Annotated in this window: 13 protein-coding genes; 11 read left to right on the top strand and 2 right to left on the bottom strand. The window is 47.8% G+C overall.

Annotated features, from left to right (window positions below; all coding sequences use genetic code 11):
• Positions 1–123 precede the first annotated feature (123 nt).
• Both ADS79_RS17120 and ADS79_RS17115 read left to right on the top strand, forming a co-directional pair.
• Positions 124–1,305 carry a DNA glycosylase AlkZ-like family protein gene (locus ADS79_RS17120; protein WP_049739625.1) on the top strand — a complete coding sequence of 394 codons (1,182 nt, stop codon included), beginning with the start codon at positions 124–126 and terminating at the stop codon, positions 1,303–1,305.
• Between the two features lie 122 nt (positions 1,306–1,427).
• Positions 1,428–3,695 carry an ATP-binding cassette domain-containing protein gene (locus ADS79_RS17115; RefSeq protein WP_049739624.1) on the top strand — a complete coding sequence of 756 codons (2,268 nt, stop codon included), beginning with the start codon at positions 1,428–1,430 and terminating at the stop codon, positions 3,693–3,695.
• 176 nt (positions 3,696–3,871) lie between these two features.
• On the opposite strand, the gene ADS79_RS17110 is transcribed toward ADS79_RS17115, so the two are convergent.
• Together ADS79_RS17110 and ADS79_RS17105 are read right to left on the bottom strand one after the other, a co-directional pair.
• The gene (locus ADS79_RS17110; RefSeq protein WP_049739623.1) at positions 3,872–4,747 is read right to left on the bottom strand and encodes a succinylglutamate desuccinylase/aspartoacylase family protein; all 876 of its coding nucleotides are present in this window, start codon (positions 4,745–4,747) and stop codon (positions 3,872–3,874) included.
• Positions 4,740–6,854: a sigma 54-interacting transcriptional regulator gene (locus tag ADS79_RS17105; protein ID WP_049739622.1), complete on the bottom strand. Its 2,115-nt coding sequence runs from the start codon at positions 6,852–6,854 to the stop codon at positions 4,740–4,742. The genes ADS79_RS17110 and ADS79_RS17105 overlap by 8 nt, the downstream gene beginning before the upstream one ends.
• 246 nt (positions 6,855–7,100) lie before the next feature.
• Here ADS79_RS17105 and ADS79_RS17100 point away from each other — a divergent pair, with 246 nt between their 5' ends.
• From ADS79_RS17100 to ADS79_RS17060, 9 genes are all read left to right on the top strand, one after another.
• Positions 7,101–8,741 carry a glutathione ABC transporter substrate-binding protein gene (locus ADS79_RS17100; RefSeq protein WP_236700013.1) on the top strand — a complete coding sequence of 547 codons (1,641 nt, stop codon included), beginning with the start codon at positions 7,101–7,103 and terminating at the stop codon, positions 8,739–8,741.
• 81 nt (positions 8,742–8,822) lie between these two features.
• Complete coding sequence (nikB, locus tag ADS79_RS17095) at positions 8,823–9,746, top strand: nickel ABC transporter permease (RefSeq protein ID WP_049739621.1); 924 nt, start codon at positions 8,823–8,825, stop codon at positions 9,744–9,746.
• 19 nt (positions 9,747–9,765) lie between these two features.
• Positions 9,766–11,346: an ABC transporter permease gene (locus ADS79_RS17090; RefSeq protein WP_049739620.1), complete on the top strand. Its 1,581-nt coding sequence runs from the start codon at positions 9,766–9,768 to the stop codon at positions 11,344–11,346.
• A 12-nt stretch (positions 11,347–11,358) separates the two neighbouring features.
• The gene (locus ADS79_RS17085; protein WP_049739619.1) at positions 11,359–12,345 is read left to right on the top strand and encodes an ABC transporter ATP-binding protein; all 987 of its coding nucleotides are present in this window, start codon (positions 11,359–11,361) and stop codon (positions 12,343–12,345) included.
• Complete coding sequence (locus ADS79_RS17080; RefSeq protein WP_049739618.1) at positions 12,342–13,310, top strand: ABC transporter ATP-binding protein; 969 nt, start codon at positions 12,342–12,344, stop codon at positions 13,308–13,310. Before ADS79_RS17085 ends, ADS79_RS17080 begins: the two co-directional genes overlap by 4 nt.
• A 14-nt stretch (positions 13,311–13,324) precedes the next feature.
• Positions 13,325–14,347: an asparaginase gene (locus ADS79_RS17075; RefSeq protein ID WP_049739617.1), complete on the top strand. Its 1,023-nt coding sequence runs from the start codon at positions 13,325–13,327 to the stop codon at positions 14,345–14,347.
• A gap of 13 nt (positions 14,348–14,360) precedes the next feature.
• Positions 14,361–15,593 carry a cyanophycinase gene (locus ADS79_RS17070; RefSeq protein WP_049739616.1) on the top strand — a complete coding sequence of 411 codons (1,233 nt, stop codon included), beginning with the start codon at positions 14,361–14,363 and terminating at the stop codon, positions 15,591–15,593.
• A 300-nt stretch (positions 15,594–15,893) separates the two neighbouring features.
• Complete coding sequence (gene pepT / locus ADS79_RS17065) at positions 15,894–17,126, top strand: peptidase T (protein WP_049739615.1); 1,233 nt, start codon at positions 15,894–15,896, stop codon at positions 17,124–17,126.
• A 235-nt stretch (positions 17,127–17,361) separates the two neighbouring features.
• On the top strand, positions 17,362–18,081 hold the full coding sequence (locus tag ADS79_RS17060; protein WP_201783412.1) for an arginase family protein: 720 nt from the start codon (positions 17,362–17,364) through the stop codon (positions 18,079–18,081).
• Positions 18,082–18,258 lie beyond the last annotated feature (177 nt).

The raw sequence follows: 18,258 nt of genomic DNA, 5'->3' as shown, positions 1-18,258 counted from the left end.
CAAGGGCTAAACATGTTTTTAAGTAGGACAGGTTTGGTTTATACTCGGAAAACAGAGTGATTTTTTCACGACACCATTCCAAAACAGATTCGTAGATTAATCTGAAAAGCGGGGCTTGATCTGATGATAAAAATAACAAAGCAAGCGGCAAAACACTTTTTATTACGTCGTCTCATTTATCCAGAATTACAACAAGCCAACTTTAATGAACTTCTACAATGCTTAGAAGCGATTCAGCTTGATCCGGTTAATACGGTTGAGCGAAATCATCATCTGGTGGCAGGGTTACGCTTACCAGCTTTTACTCCTTTTGATTTGAACAATACGCTAACGAATGGTAAAGCTTTCGAGTATTTTGCACAGGCAGCATGTATTTTGCCCATGAATGACTACCCACTTTTTGCAGACATTCGCAGACAAATCAGGTTGAGAGCTCAAGATGAATTAAATCGGTATTCTTCAACGGCAACCGAAATTTTATCAAAATTAGCAAAAGATGGGCCGCTTCCATCCAATGCGTTTACGAGTGAAAATAAAGTTCGTGCAGGATGGGATACAACGGAAGAAAAGACCAAGGAATCCTCCCACGTTCTAGCATTGCTGTTTCAAACAGGACAAATTCAAGTAGTGGGGCGTGAAGGAGCAACTCGTTTTTTTGCTCGAACAGAAGATGCAATCCCGCTTTCCGTGCAACAGCAAGAATATGAACAAAGCAGCGAAGAACGCTCTCATGCTCTGTTAAAAAAATACGCACGAGCTTACAGAATTTTTAGTGCAGATGATGCTCGTTATGGCTGGCAATACAAAAGTACAGCGGCAAGTCGAAGAAAAATTCATCAGGAATTTCTAGCAAACAACACCTTTACTGAAGTGAGTATTGAGGGTGTGAAACGCTCATATGCCATATTAACGGAGGATTTGCCTGAACTCGTAAAATGCCAATCCTTGGAGACACCAGAGGGAATCCATTTTATTTCGCCTCTTGATTCATTGTTATGGTATAGAGAACGATTGGTCGATTTGTATGATTTCCATTATCGCTGGGAGATCTATACGCCAAAACAGAAAAGAATGTATGGGGCATATGTAATGCCCATTTTGGAAGATGGAAATTTGATAGGTCGAATGGATCCTCTCTTTGATAGAGGAAACGGTATGTTGGATGTTCAATTGTTATCTTTTGAATCCAATGTCTTTTGGTCAAACAATCGTAAAACTCGTATCATTGAAGCATTACATTCATTTGCAAAACAGCTTGGTGCAGATGATGTAAAGCTACCTGAAACGATATCAATCAAGCTGTAATACGTAGAAAGCAAACAGGTAAACAGTAGTAGAAGCTAGGTTCATGCTGCCCGACTCTCAGAACACGAAGAATGGTACAATATGAATATTGATAAAAACAATATGAACGAAAGGGTGGTAGCATGAGCGGAGTGAATCAGGAGTATATCGTCATCTCGGGTGCACGGGAAAACAATCTCAAGAACGTCTCCTTACGAATTCCAAAACGGAAAATCACGATCTTTACTGGTGTATCCGGATCTGGAAAGTCATCGATCGTCTTCGATACAATCGCCGCAGAATCCACACGACTGCTGAATGAGAACTTCAGCATGTTTGTGCGTACTTTCTTACCACGCTATCCGCAGCCAGATGCGGACGCAATCGAGAACCTGAGCATGGCTGTTATTGTAGATCAAAAACGGCTAGGTGGCGGTTCCCATTCGACGATGGGCACGATCACCGATATCGCACCTATTCTTCGTCTGCTCTTCTCACGAGTGGGCCAGCCCTATGTTGGACAAGCGCACATGTTTTCCTTTAACGATCCACAAGGCATGTGTCCTGAGTGCAATGGAATCGGTCGCAAATTAGGCGTCGACATGAGCAAGGCCGTCGACATGTCAAAATCGTTGAATGAGGGAGCAATCATGCTACCGGACTATAAGGTAGACAGCTGGGATTGGACGATGATCGTGCAGTCCGGGTCATTTGATGCAGACAAAAAGCTGAGCGATTATACGGATGAGGAATTCGAAGAGCTACTGTATGGCAAGGCGAGAAAAGTGAAGATGGATTTCGCGGGAAAAGCGACGAATATAACGGTCGAAGGCGTTATCGAGAAGTTCACAAACAAATACATTAAACAAGATGTGAAGACGAAGTCTGAGCGTACACAAAAAGCGGTTGCACCGTACATCAATGAGGGCCCATGCCCCAGCTGCCACGGCGCAAGACTCAGTCAGGCCGCGCTTAGCTGCAAGATCAATGGACAGGGCATTGCCGAAATGTCCTCTATGGAGGTTGGACAGCTCATCCGCAGCATTCGGGAGATTGATGATCCAGTGGCTGCGCCAATCGTCGGTTCGCTGACAGAGCGGTTGCAGCATTTGGTGGATATCGGGCTTGACTATTTGACACTGGATCGAGAGACAGATACCTTGTCCGGCGGCGAGTCGCAGCGCGTCAAGATGGTGAAGCATCTGAGCGGTAGCCTCGTGGATGTCACATACATTTTCGATGAGCCCAGTGTTGGCTTGCACCCTCGTGACGTACATCGGTTAAATGAGTTGCTTCAGAAGCTGCGCGACAAAGGCAATACTGTGATTGTCGTCGAGCATGATCCTGATGTCATCAAGGTGGCGGATCATATCGTTGATGTTGGGCCACATGCCGGCAATCGCGGCGGTTCCATCGTGTACGAAGGCAGCTATCAAGGACTACTGGAGTCAGGCACACTGACAGGTAGCCATATGAAACGGCCACTCCAGCTGAAACTCGATTGCAGGCAGCCATCCGACAAGCTGTCCATTAAAGATGCCACACTGCACAACCTGCAAAACGTGACTGTAGATATTCCAACCGGAGTGCTGACCGTAGTAACCGGTGTTGCCGGCTCTGGTAAAAGTACACTGATCAACGAATTTTTCCTCAGCCAGCATACCGATGCAATCGTCATCGACCAATCCGCGGTAGGAGTGTCAACACGCTCGAATCCTGCGACCTACACGGGGATTATGGATGATGTGCGTAAAGCGTTTGCTTCCGAAAACAAGGTAAACCAGGGCTTGTTCAGCTTTAACTCCAAAGGGGCATGCGAGAACTGCCAAGGGCTGGGCGTTGTTTATACTGACCTTGCCTTCCTAGACAGTGTGAAGCTACCATGTGAAGTATGTGGTGGAAAACGATTCAAGGAAGAGGTGCTCGCGTACAAGCTGAACGGCAAGTCCATTGCAGAAGTCCTGGAGATGACGGTGGAGCAGGCGTTGGACTTTTTCCAGCTAAAAGAGGTTGTGCGCAAGCTTCAGGCGCTGCACGATGTGGGGCTGAACTATATCACACTCGGTCAGCCGCTCAGCACGCTTTCGGGCGGAGAATGCCAACGCATCAAGCTGGCAAGCGAGCTGCATAAGAAGGGAAGTATCTACGTCATGGACGAGCCAACGACCGGCCTGCATATGTCAGATATCGGTCACCTTCTGGGGATCATGAACCGTCTCGTCGATGCTGGTAATACAGTAATCGTTATCGAGCACAACCTTGAGGTCATCAGTCAAGCGGATTGGATTATCGATATGGGGCCAGACGGAGGTAGCAAAGGCGGCCAGGTGGTGTTCGAGGGTACACCTTCGCAAATCATTCATGCCAAGCAGTCGATCACCGGAAGATACTTGCTGCCATCATCTAGCTAAAACAGGGGCTGATTTACTTCGGTGAATGCTTACGTTATAAAATGGCAGTCATTTACTCGCTTCCAGATAAATGGAGCGGCTGATCCCGGTAGAGTACCGAGAAACAGCCGCTCTTTTCACTTTTCCATTTTACGTCGGTTTTTTATGCTCCAGCCCGGACAGGAATAGGGATGGGATTATTGACTTTTTTCTAATGGTGCGATCCCGGCCAAGCTCTCTCCAGCAAAACAGTAACGGGGTGGACTAACCGTTGTAATGACACCGGAGAAGGGAGCAATTACCGAATTTCCTTCAAACGTCCCCAAAAGATCTCCTTCCACGCACGACTCACCAGCGGTAGCTTTAGGGATAAATAACCCTGGGTGAGGGGCTGTCAGTGTAGTGATCTCGTCGTAAAAGGATACGGAGGAGCCTGAGGGCGAGGCATCCACCATTCCAAGATGATGCAGGCTGCGGATGATAGCCCGACAGCACTCTTCAGCAGCTGGGATATCGATGATTCCACCTGGTTGACCCGCGGGCAATTCGATGATTAATGCTTTTTGGCCAGCTTGGCACGATTCAACGAACAACTGTCCTCTGACTCCGCTGGATTGGATGACGATCGGGAGAGATAGCGCCTCTGCAAGCTCCCGAATTTCCGGATATTCCTTGTAGAGTCCGAGTGTATAGGTGGTACCACCAGCACCGATGCAATGCAGATCGATCAAATATTCGGCATCGCGTGTCTCAAGCCAGAGCGCATGAGCCAATTGCATCGTCGGGCTACCCTCAGCATTACCAGGAAAAATGCGGTTCATATCAATCCCATCAAAAGGGGAGACGCGTGTTCGGTTCCGGAACGAAGCGGGGTTGCAAACCGGGATGACTTTCACGCGACCGTTGATTGTTTGCTGTTCAAGCTCCTTCATAAGCAGCATGGCTGCGTGAATAGCCGTCTGCTCATCACCATGGACAGCAGCGGTAACAGCAACGATTGGTCCATTTCCATTCCCGAATTCCTGCACGGTAAAGTTGGTGACGCTTGTCTGTTCAAATATTACCTCACGCATGAGGGAAAACCTCCATTTCCTTAGCGGAATTTGCATGTGATGAAACGTGTAAATAGTCCACTCCCGGCCGGGTCAACTTAATTCCCGCCCTGCCTCTTGTCGTAACAATATACCCTCGCTGCTCAAGGCTTTTCAGCCGACTGCGAATTTGTTGCTCCGATAAATCCTTGTGCCATTCTTGGGTTCTTTCTGCAATTTTTTTCCTGCCAATCGATTCCCCTTTCTGGTTAAACGAATGAATGACTTTCAAAATAAACAGGAATTCCTCATGGTCCACAGGCAGCTCTTCAACCGGTGGGAGGGGGACGGCTGTTTTTTCCATTACCAGGCTCGCAGCTATCAGTGGCTCCTTCTGATACTTCCGCTGGAAAAAGCTTTCATTGGGAATATCATTCATGGTGATGACCATCCCATCGCAAACAGCGAGCATGTAATCGATCGTGTTTTTCAGCTCCCGTACATTCCCGTACCAGTGGTATTGCATCAATCGTGCCATCACCTCGGGGAGGAGCTGAATATGACTCCTGCCACTTTGTGAGAGAAAGTGCTGGACGAGATGAGGGATATCCGATTTCCGGTTGCGCAGCTCAGGCAAATGAACATACAGGATTTTAAGCCGATGATAGAGGTCCTCCCGAAACGTTCCGCATTCGATCATGGACAGCAAATTCCGGTTGGTGGCGGCGATAACGCGCACGTCAATCGGAATGATTTTGTTTCCTCCGACCCGCATAATCTCTTTTTCCTGCAAGACGCGAAGCAGTCTGGCTTGCAGCTTTAAGGAGATGTCACCGATTTCATCCAGAAAAATTGTCCCGCCGTTTGCCTGTTCAAACAGTCCAATTTTTCCTCCTTTTTTGGCGCCGGTGAAGGCACCTTCTTCATAGCCGAACAATTCGCTTTCCACCAGTTCATCGGAAAGTGCGCTGAAATTGACTGCGAGGAACGGGCCGTCCCGCCGCAGGGATTCATTATGAATAGCGCTCGCATAAAGCTCTTTTCCCGTGCCGCTTTCTCCTTCAATCAACACGGTCAAATTGGTTTTGGCGATTTTCCCTGCGATCTGCTTGCACTTCTCAATGACAGGGCTGTGACCGCGAATATCGGAAAACGTGTACTTCGCGATATAGCCTTTCTTCACCAGCTCGCGCCGAAACGTTTTTTCCATCTCAATGGTTTCGTGTGCATTTTTAAACGTAGCGACGATTGCACCCTCACTCTCCAAATAAAAGCGGTGAACAATCACATCGGTATGCAGAACAGAAAACCAACTAGATTCTTCTGCGGAGTTATTCAAGATAAACGAAACAAGCTCAGAGTTGTGAAAAACCTCTCGCAGATGTCTACCAAGCGCCTTTGCATGGAACATCCCGAGCATATGCTGGAGGTTTTCATTGAACACGGTAATGACGCCCTTGCTGTTGACTGCTAAAATCCCATCGTTAACCCCGTCCAATACTTGCTTCAGATGCTTGTTCAATCGATCCGACTCTTTACTTGTTTTGGACAGCTTTTTGCTGAGATCGATGATTTTTCGTATGTATTTCTCCGAAACAATGTCACCCTTGTTCGCAAGCAGACCGATATGCTGAAGAATGCTCATGATTGTCGTGATATCAATCAGACGTGGTCCAATATTCACAGTTTGTTTAATAAACGAGGGGACCAGCTTCACTTCTCCCGGAGTAATGGCAAACTCCACTTCTGGAATGTTTTTTTTGCCCGGGTAGAACGGAATATAGTTGATATGGTTAATACCAAGCTGCAGCAACGTCTCGATCGATTCATAGACAGTTTCTGGAGCATCGTTTACATACAAGGCGTTTGTTTGTTCTGGCAGAAACAGGAGCTTGTCAATGTGCTCAAAATTGACCGTCCGCTTGGCGACTACGACCGTACAGCCGGTTCCGATATAAGGAGCGGTCTCTTCCTCGATTGCAGAGGTAGAGAGAATGATGAGCTGGTTGTGAAAGACTTGTGGAATCCCCTCATCATAGGAATAAGAGTGAATGCGCACGAAATCGCCAATCACGTCTTGAAGCTGGCGGACGAGCATTTTTCGGGTTTCCATCGTCCCGGTCAATAAAATGAGTTCTTTGGCATGCATCGTATTCCCCCTGAATCTTTCTCATGAAATGGTCGTTAATGGTTATAAATGTTTATAATGTTCCTCGTTATTTTTAACCATTATAGGAGGGGAAAGGGTGATTTGTACATAAAATATAGAAAATTTAAAATATAAAACCATCCTTCCTCCAGTTCATTCTAGTTGGCACGCTCTTTGCTTAAGTAGAATCCCAGACAGGTTGATTGAACTTGTCGATGCATTGCACATAAAGGAGGGGGATGTTTTTTGAAAAAGAATGGAAGGTTCCTTACCGGTCTGAGCTGTATGCTCGTTGCCGGAATGCTCACAGCTTGTTCTGCGCCTGCAGAGCAGGCCAAGCCTAGTGCGAACACAGCAGGCACAAGTAATGCGACACCAGCAACCAGTACAGCTACACCGACTACGCAGACAGAGAAAAAGGTCGTGGATAAAACAATTACGTTAGCAGTTGAGGCTGAGCCCGTCTCGCTCGACCCGCAAAACGTAACGGATGGAAACTCCATCACAGTCCAGAGAGCCATGTTTGAAGGACTACTGACTTTTACAGACAAAATGCAGCCAGTACCGGTACTGGCGACAGATTACCAGCTGAACGAGAATGCAACGGAAATCACCTTCACCTTGCGAGAGGGAGTTACTTTCCATGATGGCTCGCCATTTAACGCAGAAGTGGTCAAGGCCAACCTCGATTTCGTACTGGATGAGAAAAATGGCATGGCAAGAAGAAGCTTTTTCTCATTTATCAAGGAAGTCGTAGTCAAAGATCCGACACACGTGACAATCATCGCCAACGCACCCAATTCGACGATGATTTCGTATCTGGCTCATCCCGCAGCGTCGATGAAGTCATTGGAAGCTCTGAAAAAGAAGAAGGCTGATCCCACTTTTAACCTTGACCGTAATCCGGTAGGGACAGGACCTTATCAATTTGTGAAATGGAAAGAGAATCAGCACGTGAAGGTTGCGCCATTTGCTAACTATTGGAACAAGGAACAGGCAGCAAAAGCTGAAAGCATCGTGTATAAGCCAGTCGTGGAAGCAGGCACACGGATCAATATGCTGAAAGCTGGAGAGACAGACATTATAACCAAGCTGCCAACTTTGAACGCCAAGGAGATTGCCGAGGACAAAAGCTTCAACGTTTACAAGGCACCTTCTCTCAATGTCTACTATGTCGGCATGAACCTTAAGCTGAAAAAATACCAGGACAAGAAAGTAAGGCAGGCCATGAACTACGCCGTGAACAAGGATGAGTTGATTGGTGGCGTATTGGACGGCTATGGCACTGTGGCTGATTCCGCGATCGCACCGAACACCTACGGCTATGCGCAGCAAAAAGTGTATGAGTATAACCCGGATCAAGCCAAGAAAATGCTTGAAGAAGCAGGGATGAAGGACGGCTTTGAGGCAACGCTGTGGACCCGAAATTCCAGTGAGTTCATCGCGATTGCTGAAAATGTCGCGATGCAGCTGGGCAAAGTCGGAATCAAGGCAAAAGTCCAAGCGTACGAAAGCGGCACTTTGTTTGACATGCTTGACCACGAAAAAGGAACCGATCTCTGGATTGGCCGCTGGTCTCCAGGAACAGGGGAAGTTGATTACGGCATTCGTCCGAATTTTCATACGAAAAGTTTTGCCCCTGACAACAATAACTCTGGCTTCTACAGCAATACACAGGTAGATAAACTGCTTGACGAAGCGATCATGACAGCTAATAAAGACGAGGCGATGAAAAAGTACGCAGAGGTGCAAAAAATCATTTACGAAGACGCGCCTTGGGTATTCCTGCATGTACCTGACCTCATCGTTGCAAAAACAACCAATGTTTCCGGCGTGATGGTGCTGCCAAGCGATACCGTGATCGTAAACACCGCCGAAAAGCAATAAGACCCAATACGTTGCGGGCATGTTAGGCAGATTGCCTTTTTGCTATCGTGCCCGCAACGGTTCCCAAAAGAGGTGAGCTTCTTGTTTTCATTTATTTTGCGGCGGACGGCTGGCATGGTGCCGATGTTGATCGTTGTTTCCATTATTTCGTTTTTATTTGTCCACTTGACACCCGGTGACCCGATCCGCGTGCTTTACGGAAATGAAATCGATGCGGACACGTACCAGAAGCTCAAGGAAAAGGAAGGCTTCAACGATCCGCTTTACCTGCAATATACGCGTTATGTCGGCAAGATCGTCACCCAAGGAGACTTCGGCATTTCCTATCGCACGAAGTCGAATGTGTCCGATGAGATCCTGCGTCGCTTTTCCTACACGTTATTCCTGACACTAGCCAGCATGGTCTGGGCGGTTGTGATTGGGCTTGTTGTCGGTATCCTTTCCGCGGTCAAGCGTAACTCGCTGCTAGATCGGCTCGGCATGGTGTCCGCTATCACAGCCCTGAGCATACCGGAATTCTGGTTCGGCCTGATGCTCATGCAAATCTTCGCTGTGCAGCTCGGCTGGTTTCCTACGAGTGGGAGCGGAACCTTCTCCCATCTGATTTTGCCTTCCCTGACACTGGGACTAGGCGTAGCCGCCATCATCGCACGGTTTACGCGCTCCAGTATTCTCGAGGTGCTACGGGAGGATTATGTCCGCACGGCGAGGGCGAAGGGGCAAAATCAATGGGTCATTGTCTTGACTCATGTGCTGCGTAGCGCCTTGATTCCAGTCGTAACCATGACAGGCTTGCAGTTTGGCTTCTTGCTCGGGGGTGCCGTCGTCGTAGAGCAGGTTTTTGCTTGGCCTGGCCTGGGCTCCTACTTGATCGACTCTATATTAACCCGCGATTATCCCGTGATTCAGGCATTGATTCTGCTCTTTTCCGTGCAGTTTTTGGTGGTGAACCTGCTGGTCGATGTCAGCTACGGGCTTTTAAATCCACAAATTCGCTACGAATAACAAGGAGAAGGAGACCGATATGCAAACAAAGAAAAACCAATCTCCCTCGCCTTTTCAGACGTTTCTGAAAAAATTTCGCAAGCAGCGTGTTGCTCTCTGGTCCCTGGTCGTTGTCCTGTGCATCGTTTTCGCAGGCGTGTTCGCTCCGGTGCTCGTTCCTTATGACCCGCATCGGCCCGTCACGGATCAATACAAGGAAAAAGGTATTGATGCAAGCCAGTTGACGAATGAACAGGTGCCGGTCACAGTCTGGATGAGCGATGGAAATAAGGTCGCCAATAACGATGCAAGCGGGATTACCCTGGTGAGCGAGGATGGACAAATCGCCACTGCACGGAAAACGGCAAGCGGGGCTTTCGTATATGCGAGCGGGGAAGGCACGACCTCCATTCTCATATCCAACGGGGAGATCTCGACTCGCCTGAAAGTAGTCGTATCCGGTCAGGATAACAGACAGCCCTATCTGTCGCAGTTGGTAACTACTGTACCGAGCCAGCCCTTGCAACAAGGGGAGAGTGTGGAAGCAAACGTGAGCGCCATATTGACGGACGGTTCGCAACTAGCTGAGATGAAGGAGATTCTGGCGTTTGCCAAGCAATATGAGGCGGTGGAGGCAACTGCTCCGGCAACAAACGATGGCTTTGCCAGTTCGACAGATGGCTTTACCAATTCGTCAGGAACCACAGCCGAAAGCAGATCCCTTTCATTCCAATCGCTTACGCCTGCTGTAGTAAAGGTGAGTCAGGATGGCATGATAACTGCAGTCGGAGATGGGGAAGGTTCGATCAAGGTATCGGTTGATGGGATTTCTACTCTGATCCCTGTGTCAGTGAATCAGCCGATGAAAGAGCCCATTCCGGTGCGGCTGGAGCCAGGCAGCCTGGTCTTAAACTTGACGAATGCGTATAAACACCAGCCACCATCCGCTCTTCACTGGTTTGGAACTGATCACCAAAATCGCGACATATTCTCCCGAGTCCTCTGGGGTACGCGAGAAACGCTGCTAATCGGCTTCGTTTCCGTTTCGATCGGGGCAGCCATCGGAACGATACTCGGGCTGATCGCTGGTTACTGGGGACGGTGGATCGATGGATTGATTACTCGCTGTACAGATGTGCTCCTTGCCTTCCCGGGCATCTTGCTGGCAATCGCGGTAATCGCCCTGCTTGGACCAGGGATCACAAATATCATCTTCGCCGTTTCTGTCTTTACGATTCCCATTTTCATTCGGATCGTACGGGGCAGTACGCTGGCACTGAAGGAGATGACCTATGTAGAGGCAGCACGATCCATCGGAGTCCGCGACTCAGTGATTATCAGGCGACATATCTTTCCAGGTACGATCTCCGTTGTGATGGTGTATTTGACGATGCGGATTGGAACGGCCATTCTCATTGGAGCATCCCTTAGCTTCCTTGGGCTGGGAGGAGACATTACGGCGCCGGAATGGGGGGCCATGCTAAGTGCGGCAAAGGATAACAGTCGCAATTTGTTCCATCCTACTTTTTTTCCAGGCATTGCGATTGTCATTACCGTGCTTTGCTTCAACCTGATGGGCGACGGGCTGCGTGATGCGCTTGACCCGAAATTAAAGGAGTAGGAGGCGGGGCTCATGCAAGACATCATGCTGGAAGTAACTGATTTGACGGTCAATTTTCGTAATGATGAGACAGAATATACGGTTGTGAACAGCATTTCTTTTCAAGTGAAAAAAGGAGAGACCTTGGGGCTGGTCGGGGAATCCGGATGCGGCAAAAGCGTTACTTCCTTATCCATCATGAGACTGGTGCCTACACCTCCGGGGCGTATCGCGTCGGGAGAAATCCGCTACAAGGGTACCAACCTCCTCGCTCTGAAGGAAAAAGAGATGAACGCAGTCCGGGGCAATGAGATTTCAATGATTTTTCAGGAGCCGATGACATCGCTGACCCCTGTATTCACGATTGGGCGGCAGCTAGATGAAGTGATTTTGCTCCATACGGATTTGTCCAAAAAGGCGGCGAAAGCAAAATCGATCGAGATGCTAAAGCTGGTCGGAATCCCACGTGCGGAGGAGATTTATTCCAGCTATCCTCATGAGCTGTCCGGCGGCATGCGTCAACGGGTAATGATTGCTATCGGGCTTGCCTGCGAGCCGCAGCTGTTGATTGCAGATGAACCGACGACAGCGCTCGATGTGACGATCCAGGCGCAAATTTTGGACCTCATGCGTGAGCTGAAGGAAAAAACAGACACCTCGATCCTGTTCATCACGCATGATTTGGGGGTCGTCGCCGAAATGTGCGATCGGGTGATTGTCATGTATGCAGGAGAAATTGTGGAGGAGGCTGATGTGGACACGCTGTTCCACAATCCAAAGCATCCCTACACCTGTGGGCTGCTTGAGTCGATCCCTAGTCTGCATGAAAAAAAGCACCGCTTGTTTTCCATCGGCGGACAGGTGCCAGCCGCCGGTTCAATCAGAATAGGCTGCCGTTTCCGTGACAGATGCAGTGCTGCCTTCGAGCGCTGCGAACTAGAGGACCCGGAATTGGTTCCGCTCTCAAGCGGTCATTTCTGCCGCTGCTGGTTGTATGCGGAGCAAGGGGGACAATCATGAGCGATTTCCTCTTAGATGTACAACATCTGCAGGTGCATTTTCCGATCAAAAAGGGCCTCTTCCAACGAACTCAAGGGCATGTCAAAGCCGTGGATGACGTTTCGTTTTCGATCGCCAAAGGAGAGACCTTCGGTTTGGTTGGCGAGTCGGGCTGTGGCAAATCCACGACAGGTCGGACTGTCATGAATCTGATTAAGTCAACTAGCGGCCAGGTGCTATTTGCAGGGGAAAATCTCTCAGCCCTGTCCTCGAAGGAGATGCTCACGAGACGAAAGGATCTGCAAATGGTCTTTCAGGACCCATATGCATCCCTAAACCCACGTCTGACTGTTGAACAGATTTTGGAGGAGCCGCTTACGGCGCATCAAGTGGGGGATGCAGAGGAGCGAAAGCGGACTATCATGCGGATGATGGAGGTATGCGGACTTAACCCTGCCTATCTGAAACGGTACGCACACGAGTTTTCTGGGGGACAACGGCAGCGCATTTGTATCGCACGGGCTTTGATTTTGAAGCCAAAGTTGATTGTTGCTGACGAACCAGTTTCCGCTCTTGATGTCTCTATCCAGTCGCAAATCCTTAATCTTCTCCAGGATTTACAGGAAGAATTTCAGCTCACGTATCTATTTATTTCGCATGATTTGGCGGTGGTGAAGCATCTGTGCAGCCGAGTGGGTGTGATGTATTTAGGCCGAATGGCGGAGATAGGCACAGCGGAAAGCATTTACACAAATCCGCTACATCCGTATACGAAGTCACTCCTGTCGGCCATACCCGCGGCAGACCCCCGGCAGAAACGGGAGAGGATTTTGCTGCGCGGCGAAGTGCCGTCGCCATCCAATCCCCCAAAGGGCTGCGCATTTGTGACCAGATGCCCGAGCGCAAAGGACATCTGTAAGCATGAAAGACCTCGGGTCAGCAAGGTGGAAGACGATCATTTGGTCGCCTGTCATCTCTTTACGTAAGAGAGGAGACACATATGGAAGAAACAATGGTAATAGTCAAACGCGGAACGAATATCGAAAGTAAACATGCCGGGAGCATCGCTGTCATGGATAGCGATGGCAATCTCCTATACGGCCTAGGAGACTTCACAAAAATGACCTTTACCCGCTCTGCACTGAAACCGGTTCAGACTATCCCCGTTCTACAGTCGGGTGCAGCGGAACGCTTTCTGATGACAGATAAGGAAATCGCCATTTGTTGCGGTTCTCATAACGGAGAAGAACAGCACACGCAGGTCGTCGAATCAATGCTGTTTCGTATCGGGCTACAAGAGGAAAACCTGCAGTGCGGCGCGCATCCACCATACAACCAGGCGCATTATTTGGAGATGGTGAGAAAACAGGTGGAGCCTAGCGCTATTCATAACAACTGCTCGGGCAAGCATGCGGGCATGTTAGCGCTGGCGATGCACCTGGAAAGTGATATTGCTACTTATCACTATTTGGAGCATCCTGTTCAGCGCAAAGTGGCAGAAAGCCTTGCGGAGCTGGCTGAGATTCAGGAAGATCAGGTGTTGACGGGTATCGATGGCTGCGGTGTACCCAATTTTTCCATTCCCCTTCACAAATTGGCACTCGTCTTTGCCAAATTAGCCAATCCCGATAAAGTCGAGCCACTCTCACTCAGGCAAGCGATCAAACGAATCACACACGCTATGCTGCAGCATCCCGAAATGATCAGCGGTACGAATGATTTCTGCACTGAGCTGATGAGGGTCGGCAATGGAAAAATTATCGCCAAAGGCGGCGCGGAAGGTGTATATTGCTTGGGCCTTCCACACAGGGGGATCGGAATCGCAATCAAGGTGGAGGACGGAAACTGGCGGGCGGCCACACCGGCTGCTGTTGAGGTACTGAAACAGCTAGGGGAGCTGACCTTGCAGGAGGAGGCCGCGCTTAAAGCTTTTCATACGCCTGTGATCGAAAATCGGAAGGGTGAGGTGGTCGGCAGCATTGAGCCCTTCTTCCAATTGAAAGCAGTAAATAACATTCACTAAGGAGGTTACTGTGATGTCGCTTGTGAAACGTAGCTTCTCGAAACTGCTCTCCGTGTGTCTGACTTCGATTTTAATGGTGGCTGCTGGAGTGCAGGGAGCGTATGCGGAAGAAAGTGCAGCAACAGCAAAAGGATCACTCGTCATTATCGGCGGAAATCTGGAAACCAACAACGCAGACATTTACAACAAAATGATTGAGCTTTCAGGGGGAAAGGAAAAGGCTATAATCGGGATTTTTCCCACAGCAAGCGGCTCCATGACCTCGTCGAACGAGATGAAACAAGATTTTGAAGCGTACGGCATTCCGGCGGATCATGTCCGCATCATCGATATCACGGAAAAGAATTACAACGAAAAGGTGAACAACGCGGATGTCGTGAAAGCCATTTCCGAAAGCACAGGGCTCTTTTTCGTTGGCGGCGACCAGTCGCGCATCACCAAAGCTTTTTATAATGCAGATGGTTCCCATACAAAGGCACTCACTGCAGTGTGGGATGTGTACAAGGCAGGCGGTATGGTAAGTGGCTCATCGGCGGGTGCAGCGATTATGTCCAATCCGATGATCCAGAACACTACCTCTTTGGAAACATTCGAAAAGGGAGTGACCTACGATGGAAACAAACCCGGATTGTGGGTGACAAAAGGTCTTGGCTTTTTTGAAGGCGGAATCGTTGACCAGCACTTTAGCAAGCGCGGACGGATCGGTCGTCTCGTCGTGGCACTGGTCCATGAAAAAATGAACTACGGTTTTGGTATTGATGAGAATTCTGCGATGGTTGTGAAAGGCAGCGAGATCCAGGTCTTCGGCGCAAGCGGCATGTTCCTGATCGATGTATCAAAAACAACCCTTAGTAAAAAAGGTGCCTATGAAAACGTGGATGTTTCCTATATTGAAAAAGGGGACAAATACAATTTTGCTACCAAACAGTTCACCATGGACGAATCCAAAACACTGATTCCAAAAGGGAAAGAATACTACGAAGGAAATTCGCTGAACACGAACATTTTTGGCTCGGACGCAGCTAAAACAGCTCTCTTGGACGATTTGATCGATAATACGGAAAAGCAATCACGCGGCCTGGCGTTCAGTCTCGACTCGGATAAGAAGGGAAAAGGCGTATCTGTCGTCTTCAGCAAAACTGCAAATACGATCGGATACTATGATGCATCCGAGTATGCTTCCTCAGCACTTCACGTCCGGATGGATATCATCCCGATTGAGGTCCAGGTAAAAGAATCGAAATAAAAAAAGGCTACACGGATATACAGGCTGGCGTCGGTATTCAACTGACGTCAGCTTTTACGTTTGCATGAAAAAAGCCATTCCATTGTTCTAAAACCGCTTGACTCCAATAGAGTAGCATGGTGACATTTCGCACTTTATCTTTCGACTAGTTGTTTACCGTCAAATAGAAAGCTTCACCTTGGCCCAGTTCAATTTGAACGTTCAACATGGATCGTGGTAGAATTTTACATGTGCTTTTTTGGTAAACAAACAGATGTGCTTCGTTACCTAACTACTAATTAATGGAGTGGAAACAAGAATATGAAAACAGAGATCATTCATAGATTCATCTCTTACGCACAAGTTGATACACAGTCCGATGAGGGCAGTGAAGAATGTCCTTCAACACCAGGTCAGCTAGTGCTTGCGCAAATGCTCGTAGAAGAGCTTAAGGCTATAGGTATGCAGGAAGTGACGGTAGATTCGAACGGTTATGTAATGGCATCCCTTCCGGCCAATACTGACAAAAACATTTCCACGATCGGTTTTCTTGCTCATATGGATACGGCAACCGATTTTACTGGTGCTGGTGTGAAGCCTCAAGTCATCGAAAATTATAACGGAGAAGATATTGTCTTGAATGAAGCACAAAATATTGTCCTTTCTACGCAAAAGTTTCCAGAGCTGGCTGGGTACAAAGGCCACACATTAATCACGACTGACGGTACTACATTACTTGGTGCTGATGATAAAGCCGGTATTGCCGAGATCATGACAGCCATGGCTTATCTGATTCAACATCCAGAACTGAAACACGGAAAAATAAGAGTGGCATTTACCCCGGATGAAGAAATCGGCAGAGGACCTGAAAAGTTCGATGTGTCGGCATTTGGCGCTGTCTATGCCTATACGATGGATGGCGGTCCTCTTGGCGGGATTGAGTACGAGAGCTTTAACGCTGCATCCGCTATGATTACATGCAAAGGAACGAACGTTCACCCTGGAACTGCCAAAGAGAAAATGGTCAATGCTGCTAAAATTGCTATGGAGCTTCATGGCAGGCTGCCAGCTGAGGAAACTCCTGAGAAGACAGAAGGATATGAAGGCTTCTATCATCTGTCCTCCATTCGCGGTGACGTCGAGCAAACACAGCTTCGTTATTTGATCCGCGAGCATGATCGTAATCGGTTCCAGGAGAGGAAGACCGAGCTCACGCGAATCGTACAAGACTTACAGAAAAAGTACGGAGAGAAGCGCGTTGAGCTTGAAATCAAAGACGAATACTTCAACATGAGAGAAAAGATCGAGCCGGTCATAGAAATAGTAGACATCGCTAAGCAAGCACTAATAAACCTCGGAATCGAGCCGATTATTCAGCCGATCCGCGGTGGTACCGACGGCTCCCAGCTTTCCTATATGGGGTTGCCGACACCGAATATATTCACAGGCGGGGAAAATTACCATGGTCCGTTCGAGTATGTATCCGTTGATAATATGATGCAGGCTGTGAACACCATCATCGAAATTGTTAAGCTGTATGAACAAAGAGCGTAAAGAAATAACATAGTTAACGAGAGTGAGATAAATCTAATTCAGAAAGGAAGTGTTTTCACTGAGTTTAAAAAAGAGAGGAATTGATATTTTTGAATTTAACTCAAATCTAGGACTAAAGAGACTAAATGACTATGAGCCTGGTGTAAAAAAACTTCCTCGGCATCTTAAACAGAATGGATTCTATGAGTACGTGCAACCCAGGCGTATTTTTTCTTTGGAGCCCCCGGAATATCAAATGATTTTTGACCAGATCAGTGGTGTTTTAAATGAAAAACTGGTAGCTGACTACGCGATTAAGCAATCGAACATGTTGAAGGAGCATTTTCATGCGGAAAGCTTTAAACTCATTATTGGTGGGGACTGTAGCATACTTATTGGTACTGCACTCGCTTTAAAGCAACACGGAAATTACGCTCTTTTCTTTTTAGATGGACATACGGATTATGTGGATACCAAAATTTCGCAAACAAAAGCAGTTGCAGGAATGGATTTAGCTATCGTAACAGGTTGGGGCGTAGATGGCTTAACGAATATTTACGGTCTAAAACCCTACTTTGAAGAGTCCAATGTTTACTGTGTTGGCAATACAGAACTTGATGAAGACTATATTGCGCCTATCTTAGACTCTGATATTCGATATATAGACCTGATACAACTGAGAAATTCGGGTATTCAGCGGATTGCTGAAGAATTTCTGGAGCATGTAGATAAAGAGAATGTAGATGGTTTTTTCATTCATGTAGATGTCGATGTTTTAGCAGATTGTCATATGCCAGCAGTCGATAGCAGGGCTGAGAGTGGGCTTACTTACGATGAACTGCGTCATCTATTAAAAGTCCTTCTGTCACACGAAAAGTCTGTAGGGATGGAATTGACCATTTTTGATCCTGATTTCGATGAAAAAGGAACGATTGCGAAAGAGTTTATCCATCAAGTAAAAGACTTCTTTGAATAGGCTCTTGTAAGATTCTAATGTGGAATAGAAGCCTTTTTCAATCCTTCGTAAACCAAAGCTTGATAGTAGTTACGAGCCAAATCTTGATGACAAGATTTGGCTTTTATTTTATAGATGAGACAGCATAAGTTGTGATCGATATGCCACCAAACTGTTGGCAATGAGACAAAGAGATAT

Source organism: Brevibacillus reuszeri, assembly GCF_001187725.1.
In the GTDB taxonomy this organism is placed as follows: domain Bacteria; phylum Bacillota; class Bacilli; order Brevibacillales; family Brevibacillaceae; genus Brevibacillus; species Brevibacillus reuszeri.
This window is presented reverse-complemented; position numbering and strand designations above follow the sequence as displayed.